Origin of the sequence: Vibrio chemaguriensis (genome assembly GCF_012275705.1) — a bacterium.
Taxonomy (GTDB): Bacteria; Pseudomonadota; Gammaproteobacteria; order Enterobacterales; family Vibrionaceae; genus Vibrio; species Vibrio diabolicus.
Genome location: NZ_SHOE01000004.1, coordinates 127231 through 145109 on the forward strand (window position 1 = coordinate 127231; position 17879 = coordinate 145109).

A 17879-nucleotide genomic window follows, 5' to 3' on the forward strand; every position below is an offset into this window, starting at 1 on the left:
ATAGTAGAGCAATTCGACATGCGATTTTCTCAAATAAAAAAGCCAGCAATCGAGATTTACTGGCTTTTGCAAAAGGATTTCCGTTGGCGTTTAAATTCTAAACGCTCCTACGTGACGATCGAGAGTTCTCGATAATTCCGCAAGTTGTTGACTTGATTCTTCCAATTGCTCACTCGCCGTTAGCGCGTTTTTCACGGAGTGACTGACGGTATCCATATTCATGTTAATTTCATTTGCTACCGTTGATTGCTGTTCTGTTGCCGTTGCCACTTGAGTATTGATATCCAAAATAGTAGTAACTTGATCAGCAATTGCCTCTAGTGCTTGTCGAGCGAGCTCCGTTTCTGCAGTGCCTTCTTCAATTAGGGTTCTACTATTACTCATTGAATTAACCGCACTTTGGGCTTCGGTTTGCAACTGATGGATCATGTTGTCAATTTCATCAGTGGACTGAGCCGTTTTAGTTGCAAGATTACGAACCTCGTCTGCCACTACGGCGAAACCTCGTCCGGCATCACCGGCGCGCGCTGCTTCAATAGCGGCATTTAACGCCAATAAGTTCGTTTGCTCAGAGATCCCTCTAATGACTTCGAGAATACTACCAATCGACTGAGTGTTGTCCGCAAGGCTTACGATAATATTGGAAGTACTGTTCATCTCGTTTTCAAGATTCGTCATCGCCGTCTTGGTGCGTTCTAGCGTCTTGTAGCCATCTTGAGTCTCATTACTTGCCGTGCTCGCAGCACTTGCTGCACCAGCAGCATTTGACGCGATTTCGTTGACGGTCGCGATCATTTCGTTCATAGACGTGACAACCAACATGGTTTGCTCATTCTGCTCCTGCCCTCTTGCGAGCGCTTGTTGAGATTGTCCACGCAGCGCAACAGCAGAACCATTCAGATCCACACCAGTATTTACAACTTGTGTAATGATTTCATGTACCTTGCCAACAAACACGTTGAACGCCGAAGAAATTTGTGCGACTTCATCATTACCTTTTGCTGGTAAACGAACCGTTAAGTCTCCGTCACCTTTCGAGATGTCTTGCAACGCCTCCTTAAGCGCAGATAGCGGTCGCATCAGCTTGTTGAGTAGAAGCGATAGAGCCAAAACACACAGAACGAAGATCACCACCATGGAAATCAGTTGGGAAGTAATAATTCCATTCGTCGCTTGGCTTACTTCTGTAATAGGAATACCAATATCAAACGTACCGTACAACTGACCATTCACGTAGATCGGCGCCATGATATCAAACACCCACACTTTCTGGACATCGGCATACCACTTTGAATACTGTTGTACACCCTTGGTTGCACCTTCAACGGTGTAGTTATCATTGTAGGTTTTATTTAGCTTTTGCTTATCACTGTGAGCAACCGCCGTCACATTGCGATCTATTACGACTGCATAGCTTACGTCTGAACGTTGTTTCAAACCCTCAACAAGCGATTGTAAGTCTTGCATTGGGTTGGCTGAGTTCTCCAAAATATAACTTGCATTTCCTGCTAAAAACTCAGCTTGAACTTGGGATTTGTTTAAGATGATGTCATCGATTTTCTGACTCGAAATTAGGTACGTTGATGCCATACTTGCCACGACAGCAATACCAAACATGGCGCAAACGGCTAATAAGATGATTCTTTTCATTTTAATTGTCTCGGTACAATTCAATGTGATGCTCACGACAGAGCGTTAAGCCTTTCGCCTCTTATAACCAACACAAACTGTATTTTTAGCCTGTCTGGCAAAGCTAGACGTAACTTTGTAGCCACTGTATCTGCCTGATTACCGATAACTTTAGAATGAAGGAAGAAAAGTCTTCAAAACGTCACATTTCTACGAGGTTTGACTGAAAAACAAGAGAGTAATCGATAACTTCAAGTAAGCGGCCACACTAGCATCGAGAGTTAAAAAAAGAGTTCTAGTTAGAGCCTTGAAAATATAAATAAGCGAGCGCTTCGACCTATATTCTTACAATTCTCCTTTGCTCAATTAAGTTAATTCTATTCCAAATTCTTTGATAACGATGGTCACAATAAAGAAACAAACGATTGAAATAATGGCGCAAATTCCCAAAGAGAACCAAAACGAATATCGGCTCAGTAAGAAAGGAAAAACTAGAAACATCGGCAATGTAGGCAGTACATACCAAAAAGTATAAAACGCGTGGTTCGCGAGCTTTTCCTGACCTTGCCCTTCAATATACATCCAAATCAAAGCTAAAATAGTGACCGTCGGGAGCGCGGCAATCAGCGCTCCCGCTTTATCACTTCTCTTGGCAACTTCAGATATAAGCACCACTATTCCTGCGGTTAACGCGTACTTAGTAATCATCCACAACATGAAAGAGCTACCTTTAATAAACAAAAAGCGACGTAATAATTACAACAGAGCCTAGCTCATTAACGTCGTAAACCCGTGCATGCCCATATATACACCAACGGCACTAATCAAGATCCCCGATAGATAAGGTGCACGACGAGCCACATCGTTCAAACCACTCCACTTCGATGTTGCTTTTTGAACGCCCACTGCCGCGACAACACCAACCGCAACTAAAGTTAACGCTAGACCAATACTGAAAGACACCACCAAGGTTGCACCAAGTGTCATGGCCTTAAGTTGCAAACAAATGAGTAAAACAGTGACCGCCGCCGGGCATGGTATTAACCCACCAGTCAAACCAAACAGAAGTATTTGTCCATTGGTAACATCTCGATCGCCAAAGCGCTTTTGAATATCTAGAGCGTGAGCACGCTCATGAGCATCTTGGTACTCTTTATTCTCACTTTCCGAATGGGAATCCGCATGAAAATGCACCTCGAAATCGTGGGTGTGATCATGGTGCCCGACCATCAATGTGACGAAAAAATCATCAGAGGCTTCAATACAGGAGGCGGATTCCAAATAGCCATCGCGCTCAATAAAGTGATAAATATCAGAAGGCTGCCTGATTGCGTTAGGTAGCACTAGTTTAACGTTTTCAGCCGTTAAAGGCTTACCGTTAAGTGTGCGTAACTGAAAACGGCAGTGATGCCCTTCTTCTACGATAGAAAGCGATAGATGCCCATGACCAGAATCGACAACTTGCGTTCTCCAGTCTCGAGCTTGCTTATGAGCTTTGTGCCAAGCTCGCTCATCACTCCACGTTCTCCAGAACATCCATAAACCCGTCGAAACGATAATCACCCCAGAGATAAGCTGCATCCATGGCTCCGCAGCTTCTGCAGTAAATCTTTGACTTATATACATCCCACCCGCAGCAATTATCCATACGATCGCCGTATGGGAAAGCGTTGCAGCCAACCCCAACATCACCGCCTGCTTCACTGTTCCTTTTACGGCCACAATAAACGCGGCCATCATCGTTTTTGAATGTCCTGGCTCTAATCCATGTAACGCTCCTAATAAAATGGCGCTGGGTATAAAAAACCATCCGTTACCTTGTTGTAATAATGTGACGAAATCCATTGTTATTCTCAATATGCTCTTCTAAAGTTGCCCTAAACTATACTCCCCCCCAGTATTTAATACTACCCCCCAGTATAAGATGAGTGCTACATTATCAGTTAGAATCTCGCAGTCAGTAACTTAAAGAAGATAAGTCATGTCCCATACAACCAGAGATCAAAAGAAGCTCAATACCCGTGTCAGCAAAATACAGGGTCAGGTGAATGGTCTTAAAAAAATGCTGGAAGAAGAACATGAGTGCCAAGATGTGTTGCAACAAATCGCTGCAATTCGAGGGGCTGTAAATGGCTTAATGAAAGAGGTGATAAAAGGCCATCTCATCGAACACGTCGTATTGGAGGAAGAATTAGAAAAGCGTGAAGCTGATATGGAAGTTGTACTGAAAGTGTTGGACTCCTATATCAAATAACACGATTTCATTAATTTTTTGAAGTGCCATTATCGATTTTCATTAAAATAGATAACGCAAGTCCTAAGGCGATAATTTGCAAATGCCTCGCTCGATATCCAATACATAAACATTTATTTTTATAAGACTCGAGTCGCAACGAACATATTGCCTGCATAGTAAACTCCATGCATTTAAACTGTACATGGAGGTTACTATGCCTGGTGCTTTCGCACATATCACAGCGGTAAATGAAGCTTCTGCTAATAATGCATTGATGAAGTTAAACATACCTCGAGAAGCAAAAAAGGCTTTAGCTCAAAATAAACGGTATTTAGAGCTCGGTTGTGTAAGCCCCGACTATCCTTACCTTGCTCTAATGAGTTCTGCGCAAAATAAGTGGGCAGATAAAATGCATTACAACCACGTTGGTAAGCTAATTGATGCTCTTATTCAACAGGTAAAAGCCGAAGATAACGAACACTTTGAAAAAGCCTTCTCATGGTTATGTGGCTTTGTAGCACATGTAGCAACCGATATTACTCTTCATCCTGTTGTTGAATTAAAAGTGGGCCCTTACGCAGAAAACGCCCAGCAACACAGAATTTGTGAAATGCACCAAGATGCTTATATTTGGCTGTCCAGGATGCAACTCGGAAGTATTGGCCTTGCAGATAGAGTCAGAGAAAACATCGGCAGTTGTGTGGACCAGAATAACAACAACCTAATAGATCCTGTTATTCGTATTATTTGGTCTAATGCTCTTTCAGCTACTTATCCCGAATATGCTAAAGAATGCAAACCTGACGTAAACGTCTGGCACGAAGGATTTCAATCCGTTGTGGACAATGCTGAGGAGTCGCATCGCTTATTTCCTTGGGCGAGGCATGTGGCTTCTAAACTAGGGTTAACTTACCCGCTTCCAAACGAAGTTGACTCTACTTATATTCAGGATTTAGAAACGCCAGATGGTATTAAGCACTACGATGAAATTTTTGATAAGGCGATTAAGACAATCCAAATATTTTGGGAAAAGCTGGCAGCTACCATTTATGAAAACCAATATACTGGCTTTTTTGAAAATTGGAATTTAGACACTGGCCGAAATGAAAGCGGACAGCTTAGTGCTTGGAGAAATCTATGAAGCTAATCATCGTTATCACCCTTCTTCTCTCATTGACTTCTTGCGCTAACAGCTCTCAATATCCTGAAGAGGTCATGTTTGATATGGCCTCGATTTTAAAAGATGTAGCCCAAGCTGTTGACGGTGAGCTCAAGTTTGGAGACACAGCAGGACTAACAGAGAAAGAAATATTCGAAAATGCGATGTCAGCTAATCCAGCTCAAATCACCAAACTCTCACAGTTAGCTATCGATGGAAACATTTCTAATTATCGAATTCTTTCAGAGTTTCAAGGTAATAATGCAGTTATGTTGATATGTGACGGAGATATAGCATTAATGGAAGATGCAGGTTGCAACTCAGAATTTGATAAGATCTATTGGGACTCTCCAAAACCTTACTCATGCCAAATCAAACTTGATGCGGCAGCTCTTTGTGCTGATTAACAGTAGGGAAAATAGAGGAAATTTATGAGTAATACATGGCTTTAACTTATGCCTGTCATGTATTACTCACAATATGCAGAAACAGGTAATATTTAAAAAGCTCAAGCTTACCTGTAAGAAATCACTACGTTCTGTAAAGCACCTTTACAACATGCCAGCCGAACTTGGTTTTGACTAGATGTGGCGTCAGAACCTCGCCAGAAAAGCACACTTTGTCGAACTGAGGTACCATTTGACCACGGCGGAACTCACCAAGATCACCACCGCGCTTGCCTGACGGGCAAGTGGAATACTTCTTCGCTAGTGTCTGAAACTTTGCGCCTTTTTTCAGTTGCTTGATAATGTCTTCTGCTTGCTCTTTGTGCTTCACAAGAATATGTAATGCGGCTGCTGTATTTGCCATTGATCTATCTCTCACTATTCTGGTCGCGCAAGTGTACCCAATCCCTTTTAACACGCCAAACATTTCTTGTTTATACCTAGGCGACTTCAAGGATCAAATACATGGGACTATAAAACTTTCGGCATAACAAGATTAAAATACAACCAAGTTTTGCTCAGTTAATCACTATTCTTTAAGAGATTGTCTAAAAAGCTCACATTTGTCTCTCCGATAGTTGAAGCCTTCGTCTGATAAGATTAGATTAGACACAATTCGGTGGTATTTATAAGGTTATTTCATGGCAAAAGTCGTTAGTAAAGCGAATCAATCTCAGGGCATGTTGATGTTCAAACTCACCCTGCAACAGAGTTTCGCGATAGGCACGCTAAAAGTCCGTGAAATTGTTCCGTATATGCCAACCACGAAGATCCCTTACTCGCATCATCACGTCATTGGCACCGTTACAATACGTAACTTAACAGTGCCTGTGATCGACATGTCAGCGGCTGTCGGCTTTCGTCCTATAAGTGAAGAAGAATACAAAAATTGCTACTTGATCGTGACAGACTGTTTGCGAACCGTGGTCGCCTTTATGGTTCGTAGTATTGAGAAGATCATTGAATGCGATTGGAAAGCCATTGAAACCCCACCTGCGAGTGCCGGGAAAAATATTTTCGTAACGGGTATTACTCGCTACGAAGACAAAACGGTTCAGATGCTGGATGTAGAACTGCTGCTTTCCAAAATTTATCCGCAATACGAAAACTCAAAGATCCCGATGCTGACAGATGTTGAACGTGAGCGCCTAAAAGCATTAAGCATTCTTTTGGTGGATGACTCTTCCATCGCTCGTAAACAGCTGTGTGATGCTCTTGATAGTATCAATATCGGATACCAAATTTGTAAAAATGGTTTAGACGCATTAGAGCTGATGAAAAGCGAGGCTGAGGCTCATCGACCAATCGATATTTTGGTCAGTGATATTGAGATGCCAGGGCTTGACGGCTACGAGCTAGCATTCGAAGTACAAAATGACTCCGCTCTTAATCACTCATACCGCATTTTGCATACGTCGTTATCGAGCGAAATCTGTGTAGACAGAGCTCACCAAGTTGGCGCACACGAGGCGCTTGAGAAGTTCAATGCTGGTGAGCTGATTGAAGCCATGCTGCGCGGTGCAAAAGAACTAGAAGCCAAAGCTATGGCTTCTTAACTCTTAACTAAACAGCCAAGAAGCAAATTGTCGAATATGGTGTTTTGCGGCCATTTTTTCGCGCAGAAGCTTTGATGTTCGCAGCTGCTAGTTTCTCAGGTCACTTCTTTGGCATCGAGTAACTACGAGATACAAACTCTGTCTCTTCGACTTGATTGATGTGATTAATATAAGAAGCCAAGCTATAAAGTACATTCGCCAATAAGTTCGCGTAACGAAATAGAATGGGGGCAGGTTGCTTCTTACCTGCATGTTCGATCGCAACTAATGCTCGTACCGTTTTTTTAGCTTGGCAACGGCACAAATGCAATTGACTGGATGCAGGGTGCCCTCCGGGTAGAACGAAACCTTTGAATCCACCATCAATGCGTTGCTTAAGCAATTCATAATCTGCCTTTAGCTCTTCAACTTCCGCTTCTGTAATCGCTAGCTTTCCGCGAACCGAACCATTTAGGTGATAAACATTAGGCTGCATTCTTGTCAGTATGTCGCGGCTAAACTCGTCCAGATCCATCGCGAGAACTAAACCAATACGACTACAAAGTTCATCAGCCGTGATTTCAAAGTCACAAACCGGGCTGTCCTCGTAAATAAACGGATAGCAAATCTCGCTCAATTCCTTGCTCACAGGCTTCATGCTTTTGTTCCAATATAAAAAAGGGAGCCAGTATAACCTAACTCCCCTTATGCGTTCATTATTCCGAATGATCGATATTTACATGACCGATTTACAATCAAGCACTTTCGATTTTCTTGTGACCTTCTTGAAGGTGAACAAAATCTACTAAATCATCACCAGACACTTGATACGCCTGACCAAAGCCTTTAACAAATAGCCCCGACTCTGGCTTTAAGTTAAACAACACGAAATCCTCTAGTTGGCTGAGACCATCAATTATCTCCCCAAAACGTTCTTTCATTTGTCCAACAACTTGGTGCCACATCTCCGTGTCACGCTCAACCACATTTGCCACAGCATCAAAAGTTAAGCGCTTACGAGCAAACAACTGCTTTGAAGATTCTTCATCTTCGATCATCATCAAAGAAACGTTTGGGTTTTCTAGAAGGTTACGAGCATGACGAGCGATTTTAGAAATGAGTACGAAGTAGCCTTCCTGATTTTGGACATAAGGCGCGTAGCTTACATTAGGGCGAGCTTCTGCATCGACAGTTGCAAGCTGAAGCGTACGACGCTCCTGACGAAACTCTTTGATCTCTGGCCCTAAACGACCTTGCAAACGCTCTTGTTTAACTTGTTGATCCATATTGATACCTGACTTTACTAATTAGTATTCGAGTTGAGCCTCGATTATGTTTGTGATTACTTTTTCAATTCGGCTTGCAGGGCGCGGAATGCCGTGACTTGATCTTCAAGTAGCTCGCGCTTTTCGTTACGGCCTAAATAAACTTTGAAAATATTGCTTCCGCACTCAGAGAAAAAGCCAAAATAGTGACTCTCTCTGCCCATAAACGGTTTGCTGACCAATGCAACATTTTTAACATTATCTAGCTTCAAGTGACCGTGTAGCTCACCTTCTCTGCCCATTAAATTGTAATAGCCACGCGCTACTTTTCCCTTTGGGAATGGCGCTTTGACTTCAAAAATAGAGCCAAAAGAGTGAACAATAGTCGTCACTGGGCCGAAGCCAACCAAACCTTCTAGAATGCTTTGTGCTTGCGCTCCTGGAGCGATGGCCACCATTTCCTGCGGCAAAGCCGCAACAACCTCAAATTCAGAAATACCGAGACGTTCTGCCATCGCTGCTGGCAATAATTGCGGTTCTTGCTCTAGTAATGCTTCAACTTGTTGTTTGATTGATTCCATATGTTTTCCGTCTTTTTTCAATTTTTTCATTAATTATTGGATACTTTCGGTACGGTTTCGTTCATCTCTGACGTAAGTACCTGAATACAACCTTGAGCCAATGAAACAGCCCAGAAACTACCAGCAAGAGTAAGAACTAGGCTGCGTTCATTCAGTTCCACTAAACCTTTTTGCTGCCACACTTTAAATAGGGGCATTAAAAATCCGAACGTGTCCTCCCCCATAAACGATGGCAGTTGGTTTGCCTGAACGATACCGCGATCAAACCCGGATTTGAGTGCAGCAAATAGTGGCTCTAGAGGGCTTTGCTTCATCATCATAGCGATGGTGCTTTGCCCTTCTTTGATGGCTTTAATATAGGTCGCCAATGTGCGATGTTGCATCACCCCGTAACCACCGATATTACCTCCAGCGCCACAGCCAATTGGCAGTACCTCTGCATATGTCTTGGCTAAACTGTTGTATAAACTACGTTCACGGTTATCGATTGCCCAATGGTTCACACTCAGTTGCTTCATATGGTGTTTGTCCATAAAGTTCACACCGAGCTCATACATGCCTGCTTTTTCTGGCGTGGTAGCTGGTGGGGGGATTTTTCCTTTTTCTACAAGGTTAAGCATGGGTGCTGAACCACCGACTACCAACTGATATAAGTCCAACCCGTGTGCGCCAGTCGAGAGAAAATCATTTAAATCTTGCTCTAGCACTTCTTTGGTTTGATAAGGCAAGCCGTAGAGTAAATCGATAATGACAGGAATTTTGTCTTCGTTGGCAATCTCGCTAACTCGCTTGAGCACATCTTCTCTATCATCTAATCGTTTCGCGCTGCGACGCACTTGTGTATTAAAACTTTGTACACCAAAAGAGAAACGATTAAATCCACCGTCGAGAGCGCCTTGGTATAGCTCATCAGAAAAACGGTTGATGCGACCTTCTAAGGTGATTTCACAATCCGCAGCCAAAGGAAAGTGATCATGAATCGCCTGACCTAACACGCGAACCTGTGCTGGAGACAGATCCGTTGGCGTTCCACCACCAATATACACAGCATGGAAAATACCGTTTTGTGTCCAAGGCAGTGCAGCTTTCTCCTTGAGCTCCTGCATCAGTGCGTCAAAGTACTCATCAACCAGTGCGCGGCTCGCAGCATTTTGAAAGAAGTTACAAAAGGTGCAACGTACGCGACAAAATGGAACGTGAATATAAAGACAACGTTTATTGGTCGCTTTAACCGAGTTAGCGGTAACGCTTGAAAAAATCGCCTGTTGCTGAGGTGGAGGTACAGGCACGCTCGCTCCGCCAGCGTGTGCCGAATGTTTCTTAACAAAGGCAAATCGCAATGGGTCAGGGCTATCGCTTCCCAACACTGATTCGTCAAATTTATCGATATCGACGCTCATATATACTCGCTTAGCTCCCACCATATAAGGGGTAGAGGCTCGTCTTTAAAAATCTGCAAGAATCATAATTTGAGCGTAATGATAATGCAATTGATAATTGATCTTATTTCGGTTGTGAGTAATAATCTGCTCAAGTTTTCATAGTTTCCCGAGATATTCCGTGAACGTACAAAGATATGTCATTGCAGGAGGTGCTTCCCTTGCCATCCATGCCGCACTTCTTTTTGTTTCTCAAGAAACGAAAGTGTTCGCGATGCCTGCTGGAAATCCAGCAAGTTCGGTAAGTTTAAACCTTGTATCGGCACCACCACCTACCGTCGAAAAATCCACGCCAGAAAATGTGGCGCCACCAAAAGAGCCGCAGCCTCAGGAGCAGCCTGAGCCAGAAAAGAAGATCGTAAAGAAACAGGTCGTTAAGAAAGACGCTGTTAAGAAAAAGGTAGTGAAGAAAAAAACAGAGCCGATTAAACAATCTAAGCCTAAGACGGTGGAACCAGCCAAAGCCGTAACAAAACAAGAGAATCAGCCCGAAGCCAAACCGAAGAAAAAAACGGAACCGGCGAAGAAAGAGATGGTCGCTCAGCAAACCGCGCCAGCGAGCCAATCCAAAGGGGCAACGTCTCAACCTATTTTGGTCGACAAACCAACGTTTGTGAATCAACCAACTCAGCCTCGCTACCCAAGATCTGCACAAAGACGCGGTATCGAAGGCGTAGCCTTATATGAAATATGGCTCGATGAAAATGGCAATCAAATTAAACAGGTTTTGATTGAGTCTTCCGGCACAGAATCGCTGGACGCCTCAGCGCTTCGTGCCATCAAACAGTGGCAATTTACACCACATATTTCGGGCGGGCTAAAAGTGGCTCACCGAGTACAAGTACCTGTTCGTTTTAAGTTGGATGGATAATGGAACAACTACAAGAATTACAAACTCAACTTGGCCTAATGACATGGCCTTTGATCATTTGCTCAGCCCTCACCGTCATGATCATTACCGAGCGGTTATTCCACGTTTTGATTAGCCTTGGCGTCGGGAAACGAGCCATTCGCCAAAAACTCATTGGGTCAGACCCAACGAATGGAAACGATCTTGAGACGCTTGCAGAAGAATTGTCGCATAAGCGACCGCTCCTTTATCGTGGCGTTGCCATGTTGCTTGCCCATCACTCTTTCTCAAAGTCTCTAAGAGAAGATGCCGCAGGCATTTGGCTACAAGAAAAACGTCATCAGCTGCATTCTGGCCTTCGCTTACTGACGTTGATTGGCGTCATTAGCCCTTTGATTGGTTTGCTTGGTACGGTACTTGGCTTAATTGAGATGTTCAAAGGCATCGCTGTCTCAACGGGGAATATCACCCCGAATGATTTGGCAGACGGTCTAGGTTTGGCCATGCGCACTACTGCAGCAGGTCTTATTATCGCCCTTCCTGCGATTTCAGGAGCACAAATCATTAGTTTGTGGGCGGATCGTGTGATCGCCAAACTCGAACACACATTAAACTATGTCAACTTATGGCTTGAAGGTATCTCTCTGCAACACGTGTCGCCAGACAATTCAACATTAGCAGTGCGCTCTTCTGCAAAGGTCGAGGCAGAAGCACAATGATTAAAACGCCACAAGACAACACTCGTAACGACTTAACTCCTGATTTAACACCGCTGTTGGACATCATTTTTATCGTAATGGTTTTCCTGATGTTAACTGCAGCGGTCAAGCTCGATTCATTAGATGTCAATTTACCGAGTACAGAATCTCAGGCCGTTGCAGATGTCGATAAGCAATCCATCACGGTAAACATTCTTAAAGACGAGCCTTACTGGGCCATTAACGGCAAGACATACATCGATTGGGACAATTTTACCCTCGCGCTGCTAGAAGAGAGTAAATCAAGCGATAAACCGATTGTGATTGGAGCAGAAAAAACCGCGAACATTCAGTCGCTAGTTCAACTTCTCGGCTTTTTACAAGAAAACGGAATTCAGGCAACTCAGTTACTCACTGAAGAGCCATCATAAAAATAAGTAAGATAGAGATCCTTTCAAAATGAAGAACACACGTGCCACCATTCATGCTGTTGTTACGGCAGCCATTTACCTACTTGCGAGTAGCCAACTTTTTGCCAATGAAACACCATCATCAGAGCGTGTTGTTAGTGCAGGCAGTGCCGTCACTGAACTGTTGCTTGAACTCGAAGCCAAAGATAGCTTGGTTGCTATCGACGTAACCAGTCAGTTACCAAAAGGCATGGATCTGCCTAAAGTAGGCTACCATCGCCGCCTTTCAGCAGAAGGGTTGCTCGCCTTACGTCCGACAAAAGTCATTGGCTCTGATGAGATGGGGCCGAAAACGGCATTGAACCAATTAAAAGCAGCGGGGGTAGATGTAGAAATCGTCAATACCGATGCCAACGTTGAGGGCCTTTACCAACGTATCGATCAAATTGCGAACCTTATGAATCGCCAGGCTAAAGCTGAAGATTTAAAGCAAGATGTGAAAGCGCAAGTTCAAGCACTCAATGCAAATCAACCTGCTCAAGCTCAGAAAAAGAAAGTACTGTTTCTACTCATCCATGAAGGTCGACCTGCGAACGTTGCAGGATCAGAAACCACACCCGATGCAATTATCCAGCTAGCAGGCGGACAAAACCCAGCTGCTGACCAGTTGTCTTCTTACAAGCCTTTATCCACAGAAGCCATGGTAGAGATGCAGCCTGACGTTATTCTCGTTAGCGGTCGCAGCTATGAAACGCTGGGCGGTGCCGATGCGATTTTAAAAGCAATGCCACTTCTCGCCGCAACACCTGCGGGAATGAATAAAAATATCATCACGATTGACGGTCACGCCCTTGTTGGTGGTTTGGGTCTTAAAAGCCTTGCAGAAGCCGAGCGTTTGAATGCGCTGCTTTACCCATAGAGACATGACATGTTGTTCAGACGTATCTCCCTTTCAACGACGTTATCCGTACTTAGTGGCTTTTTAGCATTTGTTGCTATCGCCTCTATTACAGTAGGTCCAATGAGCATTAGTTTCACTGACAGTTTGCGTAGCCTAACAGGAAGCAGTTCTGATCTCGCTCCTCACATTCAGTTGGTGATTAATGAGATCCGATTACCTCGCACCATTTTATGTATGTTCATCGGGGCTATTTTGGCGATTTGTGGCGTGGTTATGCAGGGCTTATTCCGTAACCCGTTGGCCGAGCCCGGCATCATTGGCGTGTCTGCTGGCGCTGCTCTTGGTGGTGCATTCGCTATTGTTGTATTTGCTGAGTTTAGCCAAAACTATCCGCAGCTAATGAACTTAGCTGCGCTGCCTCTTTTTGCTTTCCTAGGTGGTGCGTTGACGACCATTCTCGTTTATAAGCTCGGCACAAGTAAATTTGGTACCTCAGTTACGATTATGTTGTTAGCTGGTGTTGCCATCAGTGCGCTTTCAGGAGCGGCGATCGGTTACATGAACTTTATTGCTGATGATCAGATGCTACGAGATCTAACACTTTGGTCGATGGGCTCATTAGCTGGCGCAAATTGGTCGGGGATAGGCCTATCCGCTGTCACGCTGGCCATCCTATTATTCTGGTTCCAGAAAAAATCGATGGCGCTAAATGCTCTTCTGCTAGGGGAATCAGAAGCAAGACACTTGGGAGTTCCGGTCCAAAAACTCAAACGACAGCTTATTTTGCTCTCTGCATTGGGGGTTGGTATTACGGTGAGTATTAGTGGTGCAATTGGTTTTATCGGGCTCGTGATTCCTCACTTAGGACGCATGCTAGCAGGCCCCGACCATCGAACGCTACTGCCAATCTCTGCACTAATGGGAGCGCTGCTTCTTACCGCTGCTGATATGTTTGCTCGTATTGCCGTGGCACCAGCAGAATTACCCGTCGGTATCGTGACCGCCTTGATCGGTGCACCCTTCTTCATCTACTTATTGTTCCAGCAGAAAGGGAAGATTTTGTAATGAACCAGATCGTTTTATCGGGTAAAAACATTTCGATGAAATTTGGCAAGCGCGTTGTTCTCGATGACATCAATATTGATATCCGAGCTGGTGAAGTGACCGCCCTACTCGGCCCCAACGGTGCGGGCAAAAGTACTTTGCTCAAGCTTCTGTGTGGTGAAATCTCTTCAAATCATGACATCGCCTACTTCGGTAAACAAAAGCATGATTGGGAGCCAGAAAAAAGCGCAAAACACATTGCGATGCTTCCACAGCACAGTACGTTGACCTTCCCATTTTTAGCCAGAGAAGTGGTCGAATTAGGCGCGATTCCGCTATCGCTGTCCAATAAAGAAACCACTAAGTTAGCTTTACATTACATGGAACAAACCGATGTAATGCATTTGGCAGAAAGCCTCTACCCATCTTTATCTGGTGGCGAAAAGCAACGATTACATCTAGCACGCGTGATGACACAGCTACACCAATCTGGCGAGGAACGAATCTTGATGCTTGATGAGCCAACCTCTGCGTTAGATCTCGCCCACCAACACAACACGTTAAAGATTGCTCGTGAGGCCGCGAAAATACAGAACGCCGCAGTCGTTGTCGTGTTGCATGACTTGAATTTAGCCTCCCAGTACGCAGACCGACTTGTACTTTTGCATAAGGGAAAACTGGTTTGTGATGACACACCATGGAATGCACTGACGCCAGAGCGCATTGAGCACGTTTATGGCTACCGCTCCATCGTGACAAAACATCCAACTTTAGACTTTCCTCAAGTTCACGCCGCCGCTTAGCGTGTATCTCTTCTGAGCCGTCTCTTCTGCTTTCCAAACGACAAAGGCCCGCAATAATCATATTGCGGGCCTTTGCTTTGATATTTAATCGAATCTTGGGCTCAAAAGAGCGGCGAGAAAATTACTGTGTTCTGCCTTGGCTTTACAACCAAAGCAGCAAACAAGTGTTCATCTATCGCTCTCAATTGCGATTACTTACTCATTTGGATCAATGAACGACCAATCAACCACTCGAGCTCTTTGTCACCACCTGCGCCAAACTGGCTTTCAACCATTTTGTATAAACGGTCAATTCCGTTAGCAGCAAATTCTTGCGCATTTTCGGCCGTGACAATGTGATGGAATAGCAGTCGTAAAATCGCGAGGAACTCAGCATCTTCCAGTGCTTTAATCCAACTTTGTGAAAATGCACTTAGCCCTTTATCAAACTCTAGGTGTTCAATAAACATTTTAAAGATACGGCCATCCAGTGCGGCGGTGAAGTCCGTTTTCTTAGGGAAGTGATGGCTAATACCGGTACGAGATATACCTGTCTGCTGACTTAGAGTCGTGTACGACATTTTGTCGTAACCTAGTCTTAGTAGCTGATCAACAACGGCATCCATGATCTTTTGGATAGTGATTTCGGTATCTTCTTTACTACGCTTTGGCATATTTTAAGCTCTTCTCTTTGTAAATCCATCTAACTCACTATTAAATGAGGCCAGAATGAAATCATTCTTAGCATTATACCCAAGTTGCCCAAGGCACTTCGTTAAGCGAAACCTAAAAATTGAACCGCTAACACCTGCGCATTAAGGCCATTTGGATATATGTACTGCGACTACTTAATATAAAGTTAAGTTCCAAATCATAACGTCTTTACACTGCGTAATGTGCAATTTGCAGTTATGTTTTTGTCAATACATGCTACTCAAAATAAGGCGAAAAGTTAGTCTCATCAAAACCTTGCGCCATTTATTCATCGAAACTATTCAAAGACCAAGAATGATAATTATTAAAAATAATCAATCAAGAAATAGTCTTATAAATTGTCCATTAGTTCAACTGGGCTGAGCGAAATCTCGTCACTATGTTCGTTAATTGATTTTAAATGTTGATATATATCACATTAACGTTCTTGATGATTTAGTAATCCAATCTTTAACCCTTACTTAACAAGCGCCTATTCTGTTCTTTTTTTATTCAAAACTCGTCATTTTTGTAGATACAGATCAAATACCTGATAGAATACCCTTAGTATTTACAAGAGGATTCGTTATGAGTGTCGAATTAGAAAAAAACCAAGTATGTGAAGCTTGCGGCTGCGCGGGCGAGATTGGCTTCATCATCAAAGAAGGTGACGAAGTTGCCGACGTAACGGTTTTCGCACAGACAAAAACAGAGCTAGAGTCTGAACTACAAAAATACATTGAGCTCGCTAAATCAGTATGTGCTGATGTTGAATACAATGTTTCTGAAATAACAGAAGAGTCAAAACAAGCGACGGCTCGATTCAAATTTGAAGTAAGTGCTGAAAAGCTTATCTTTGAATTAAAAACTCGCTCACTCGCGCGTTAATGGAAAAAGCGAGCTCTGTGCTCGCTTTTTTATTTTTCCGCTACCCTAATATTAAACAGACCGTTTTTTGGCGTTTATTTATCTTTTTTGAATACCACCCACTTTAACGAACCATTCGTTTCAAAATCGTTCTCAGCTGTACACATCAGTAATACACCCTCAACATTAATCACGGCTCCGGTGGTGTAGGCTTTATCATCGTAGTAACAGATACGCTGACCTACCTTGCCGTCAGCGACCACCAGCGCTTTGCTTTCTGGCGTACTGTATGATTTAGCAAAAGCGGCCCCAGATAGTAGTACTACTACAGCACCAGCGGCAAAAATAGACACTCTTTTTAACTTCATGAAAATCTCCCTCAGACGCTCATGATACTAACAAGGACGCTTGTTCAGTTCTTGGCAGAACCTCATATTCTTCATATCTCTACTGATATTTTTCTCACATTTACTTTTAAATAAACTATATAATCAATCACTTAATCATTCCCTAACTTGCACACTGAAGCAACTCGGCATCGTGAGAGCGTGTATGCTTTCAGATAAAGCCCTAATTTGAAGTTCTTGGGCTAAAAATCAAAAACTGTTAACAAAGTATGCATAATGAGTCTATTTAAGTATAAGATGAGCACTTAAGATCTCTATGTTTAACTAAGTCTCTGGCTATGCGTTTTGTTTCCCTTTTCCTTACCTTGATGCTGCTCTGCTTCCCATCTTTCGCATATGAGCTAGATTACTACTCTAAGTTTGGTCACACCGATAATTACGGTAATCTTGATCTACGAAACAAACCTTACACCCAATTACCTTCTGGGTTAGTGGTCAAAGGCAACTTAAATATCTCGCAAACCCCGATCAAAAAGCTGCCTAAGGGGCTTGATGTGGGAGGCAGTTTGGAAGCAACCAACAGCGCACTCAAAACCATTCGCTCAGGTACAAAGATAAAAGGTTATGCGAATCTACTGGGTAGTAAGATCGAAAACTGGCCTAGGGGCATCAAACTCGGCGGTTATCTGAACTTGACGGATACACCATTAAAAACGCTCCCAGCTAAACTTCGAGTCAAAGGCGATTTAAGTGTTATTCGCACTCCTATCTCTGCTCTTCCTGAAGGATTGGTGGTTGATGGTAACCTTTATATAGGAGGATCCGCGCTACAAGTATTTCCAGACACGATGACGGTGAAAGGGAATATCTTTTTAGGTGGCAACAAGATTACCAAGTGGCCTAGCAATTTAACCCTTGGCGGGGCTGTTGCTCCTTAAAAAGTAGACGAAAAAAAGCCCCGGAAAACCGAGGCTTTAAGGCGTTCATAATCCATCAA

The 17879-nt window shown here is 43.6% G+C and carries 22 protein-coding genes; 12 read left to right on the top strand and 10 right to left on the bottom strand.

All coding sequences use genetic code 11. The features are described from left to right. Positions 1–90 precede the first annotated feature (90 nt). The 3 genes from EX191_RS06055 to EX191_RS06065 form a co-directional block, all read right to left on the bottom strand. Positions 91–1650: a methyl-accepting chemotaxis protein gene (locus tag EX191_RS06055; RefSeq protein WP_047008423.1), complete on the bottom strand. Its 1560-nt coding sequence runs from the start codon at positions 1648–1650 to the stop codon at positions 91–93. 345 nt (positions 1651–1995) lie between these two features. Next, positions 1996–2346, bottom strand: a complete 351-nt coding sequence (locus EX191_RS06060) for a DUF3147 family protein (RefSeq protein WP_005392525.1) — start codon at positions 2344–2346, stop codon at positions 1996–1998. Between the two features lie 51 nt (positions 2347–2397). Beyond that, positions 2398–3474, bottom strand: coding sequence for a nickel/cobalt efflux protein RcnA (locus tag EX191_RS06065; RefSeq protein WP_193447350.1), 1077 nt, complete (start codon positions 3472–3474; stop codon positions 2398–2400). 136 nt (positions 3475–3610) lie between these two features. Here EX191_RS06065 and rcnR point away from each other — a divergent pair, with 136 nt between their 5' ends. The 3 genes from rcnR to EX191_RS06080 all read left to right on the top strand — a co-directional run bounded on the left by rcnR (position 3611) and on the right by EX191_RS06080 (position 5431). Next, the gene (gene rcnR / locus EX191_RS06070) at positions 3611–3883 is read left to right on the top strand and encodes a Ni(II)/Co(II)-binding transcriptional repressor RcnR (RefSeq protein ID WP_046873754.1); all 273 of its coding nucleotides are present in this window, start codon (positions 3611–3613) and stop codon (positions 3881–3883) included. Between the two features lie 196 nt (positions 3884–4079). Next, a complete protein-coding gene (locus EX191_RS06075; protein WP_193447351.1) occupies positions 4080–5006 on the top strand; it encodes a zinc dependent phospholipase C family protein in 927 nt (308 codons plus the stop codon). Then, positions 5003–5431 (top strand): hypothetical protein, encoded by a 429-nt coding sequence (locus EX191_RS06080; RefSeq protein WP_193447352.1) that lies wholly within the window; start codon positions 5003–5005, stop codon positions 5429–5431. The genes EX191_RS06075 and EX191_RS06080 overlap by 4 nt, the downstream gene beginning before the upstream one ends. A gap of 124 nt (positions 5432–5555) precedes the next feature. On the opposite strand, the gene ppiC is transcribed toward EX191_RS06080, so the two are convergent. Next, entirely contained in the window at positions 5556–5897 is a 342-nt protein-coding gene (gene ppiC / locus EX191_RS06085; protein WP_074189873.1) for a peptidylprolyl isomerase PpiC, read from the bottom strand. A gap of 214 nt (positions 5898–6111) precedes the next feature. On the opposite strand from ppiC, the gene EX191_RS06090 reads away from it, so the two are divergent. Beyond that, on the top strand, positions 6112–7026 hold the full coding sequence (locus EX191_RS06090; protein WP_005392519.1) for a chemotaxis protein: 915 nt from the start codon (positions 6112–6114) through the stop codon (positions 7024–7026). Between the two features lie 100 nt (positions 7027–7126). Here EX191_RS06090 and EX191_RS06095 read toward each other — a convergent pair whose 3' ends face one another. The 4 genes from EX191_RS06095 to hutW form a co-directional block, all read right to left on the bottom strand. After that, positions 7127–7663: an ATP:cob(I)alamin adenosyltransferase gene (locus EX191_RS06095; protein ID WP_048625311.1), complete on the bottom strand. Its 537-nt coding sequence runs from the start codon at positions 7661–7663 to the stop codon at positions 7127–7129. A 97-nt stretch (positions 7664–7760) separates the two neighbouring features. Continuing rightward, positions 7761–8291 (bottom strand): heme utilization protein HutZ, encoded by a 531-nt coding sequence (gene hutZ, locus EX191_RS06100; protein ID WP_065645732.1) that lies wholly within the window; start codon positions 8289–8291, stop codon positions 7761–7763. A 56-nt stretch (positions 8292–8347) separates the two neighbouring features. Continuing rightward, positions 8348–8851, bottom strand: a complete 504-nt coding sequence (gene hutX / locus EX191_RS06105; RefSeq protein WP_047008487.1) for a heme utilization cystosolic carrier protein HutX — start codon at positions 8849–8851, stop codon at positions 8348–8350. A 29-nt stretch (positions 8852–8880) separates the two neighbouring features. Beyond that, positions 8881–10251: a heme anaerobic degradation radical SAM methyltransferase ChuW/HutW gene (gene hutW / locus EX191_RS06110; protein ID WP_193447353.1), complete on the bottom strand. Its 1371-nt coding sequence runs from the start codon at positions 10249–10251 to the stop codon at positions 8881–8883. A gap of 160 nt (positions 10252–10411) precedes the next feature. Here hutW and EX191_RS06115 point away from each other — a divergent pair, with 160 nt between their 5' ends. From EX191_RS06115 to EX191_RS06140, 6 genes are read left to right on the top strand one after another with little or no spacing between them, the layout of a single operon-like run. Further along, complete coding sequence (locus EX191_RS06115) at positions 10412–11161, top strand: energy transducer TonB (protein ID WP_041853118.1); 750 nt, start codon at positions 10412–10414, stop codon at positions 11159–11161. After that, entirely contained in the window at positions 11161–11859 is a 699-nt protein-coding gene (locus EX191_RS06120) for a MotA/TolQ/ExbB proton channel family protein (protein ID WP_193447354.1), read from the top strand. The genes EX191_RS06115 and EX191_RS06120 overlap by 1 nt, the downstream gene beginning before the upstream one ends. Next, on the top strand, positions 11856–12269 hold the full coding sequence (locus EX191_RS06125) for an ExbD/TolR family protein (protein WP_005392512.1): 414 nt from the start codon (positions 11856–11858) through the stop codon (positions 12267–12269). Before EX191_RS06120 ends, EX191_RS06125 begins: the two co-directional genes overlap by 4 nt. A 28-nt stretch (positions 12270–12297) precedes the next feature. Beyond that, on the top strand, positions 12298–13167 hold the full coding sequence (locus EX191_RS06130; protein WP_193447355.1) for a heme/hemin ABC transporter substrate-binding protein: 870 nt from the start codon (positions 12298–12300) through the stop codon (positions 13165–13167). A 9-nt stretch (positions 13168–13176) separates the two neighbouring features. Next, positions 13177–14214 (top strand): FecCD family ABC transporter permease, encoded by a 1038-nt coding sequence (locus EX191_RS06135; RefSeq protein ID WP_193447356.1) that lies wholly within the window; start codon positions 13177–13179, stop codon positions 14212–14214. Next, entirely contained in the window at positions 14214–14996 is a 783-nt protein-coding gene (locus EX191_RS06140; RefSeq protein ID WP_182018264.1) for a heme ABC transporter ATP-binding protein, read from the top strand. The genes EX191_RS06135 and EX191_RS06140 overlap by 1 nt, the downstream gene beginning before the upstream one ends. Positions 14997–15187: 191 nt before the next feature. On the opposite strand, the gene EX191_RS06145 is transcribed toward EX191_RS06140, so the two are convergent. Then, entirely contained in the window at positions 15188–15649 is a 462-nt protein-coding gene (locus EX191_RS06145) for a TetR/AcrR family transcriptional regulator (RefSeq protein WP_005392508.1), read from the bottom strand. 607 nt (positions 15650–16256) lie between these two features. Between EX191_RS06145 and EX191_RS06150 the strand changes: the two genes are divergently transcribed. Next, positions 16257–16556 (top strand): YfcZ/YiiS family protein, encoded by a 300-nt coding sequence (locus EX191_RS06150; RefSeq protein WP_193447357.1) that lies wholly within the window; start codon positions 16257–16259, stop codon positions 16554–16556. A gap of 74 nt (positions 16557–16630) precedes the next feature. On the opposite strand, the gene EX191_RS06155 is transcribed toward EX191_RS06150, so the two are convergent. Next, complete coding sequence (locus EX191_RS06155; RefSeq protein WP_047008434.1) at positions 16631–16903, bottom strand: YnjH family protein; 273 nt, start codon at positions 16901–16903, stop codon at positions 16631–16633. Between the two features lie 317 nt (positions 16904–17220). Here EX191_RS06155 and EX191_RS06160 point away from each other — a divergent pair, with 317 nt between their 5' ends. Next, positions 17221–17820 carry a hypothetical protein gene (locus EX191_RS06160; RefSeq protein ID WP_124007542.1) on the top strand — a complete coding sequence of 200 codons (600 nt, stop codon included), beginning with the start codon at positions 17221–17223 and terminating at the stop codon, positions 17818–17820. Positions 17821–17879: the final 59 nt, after the last annotated feature.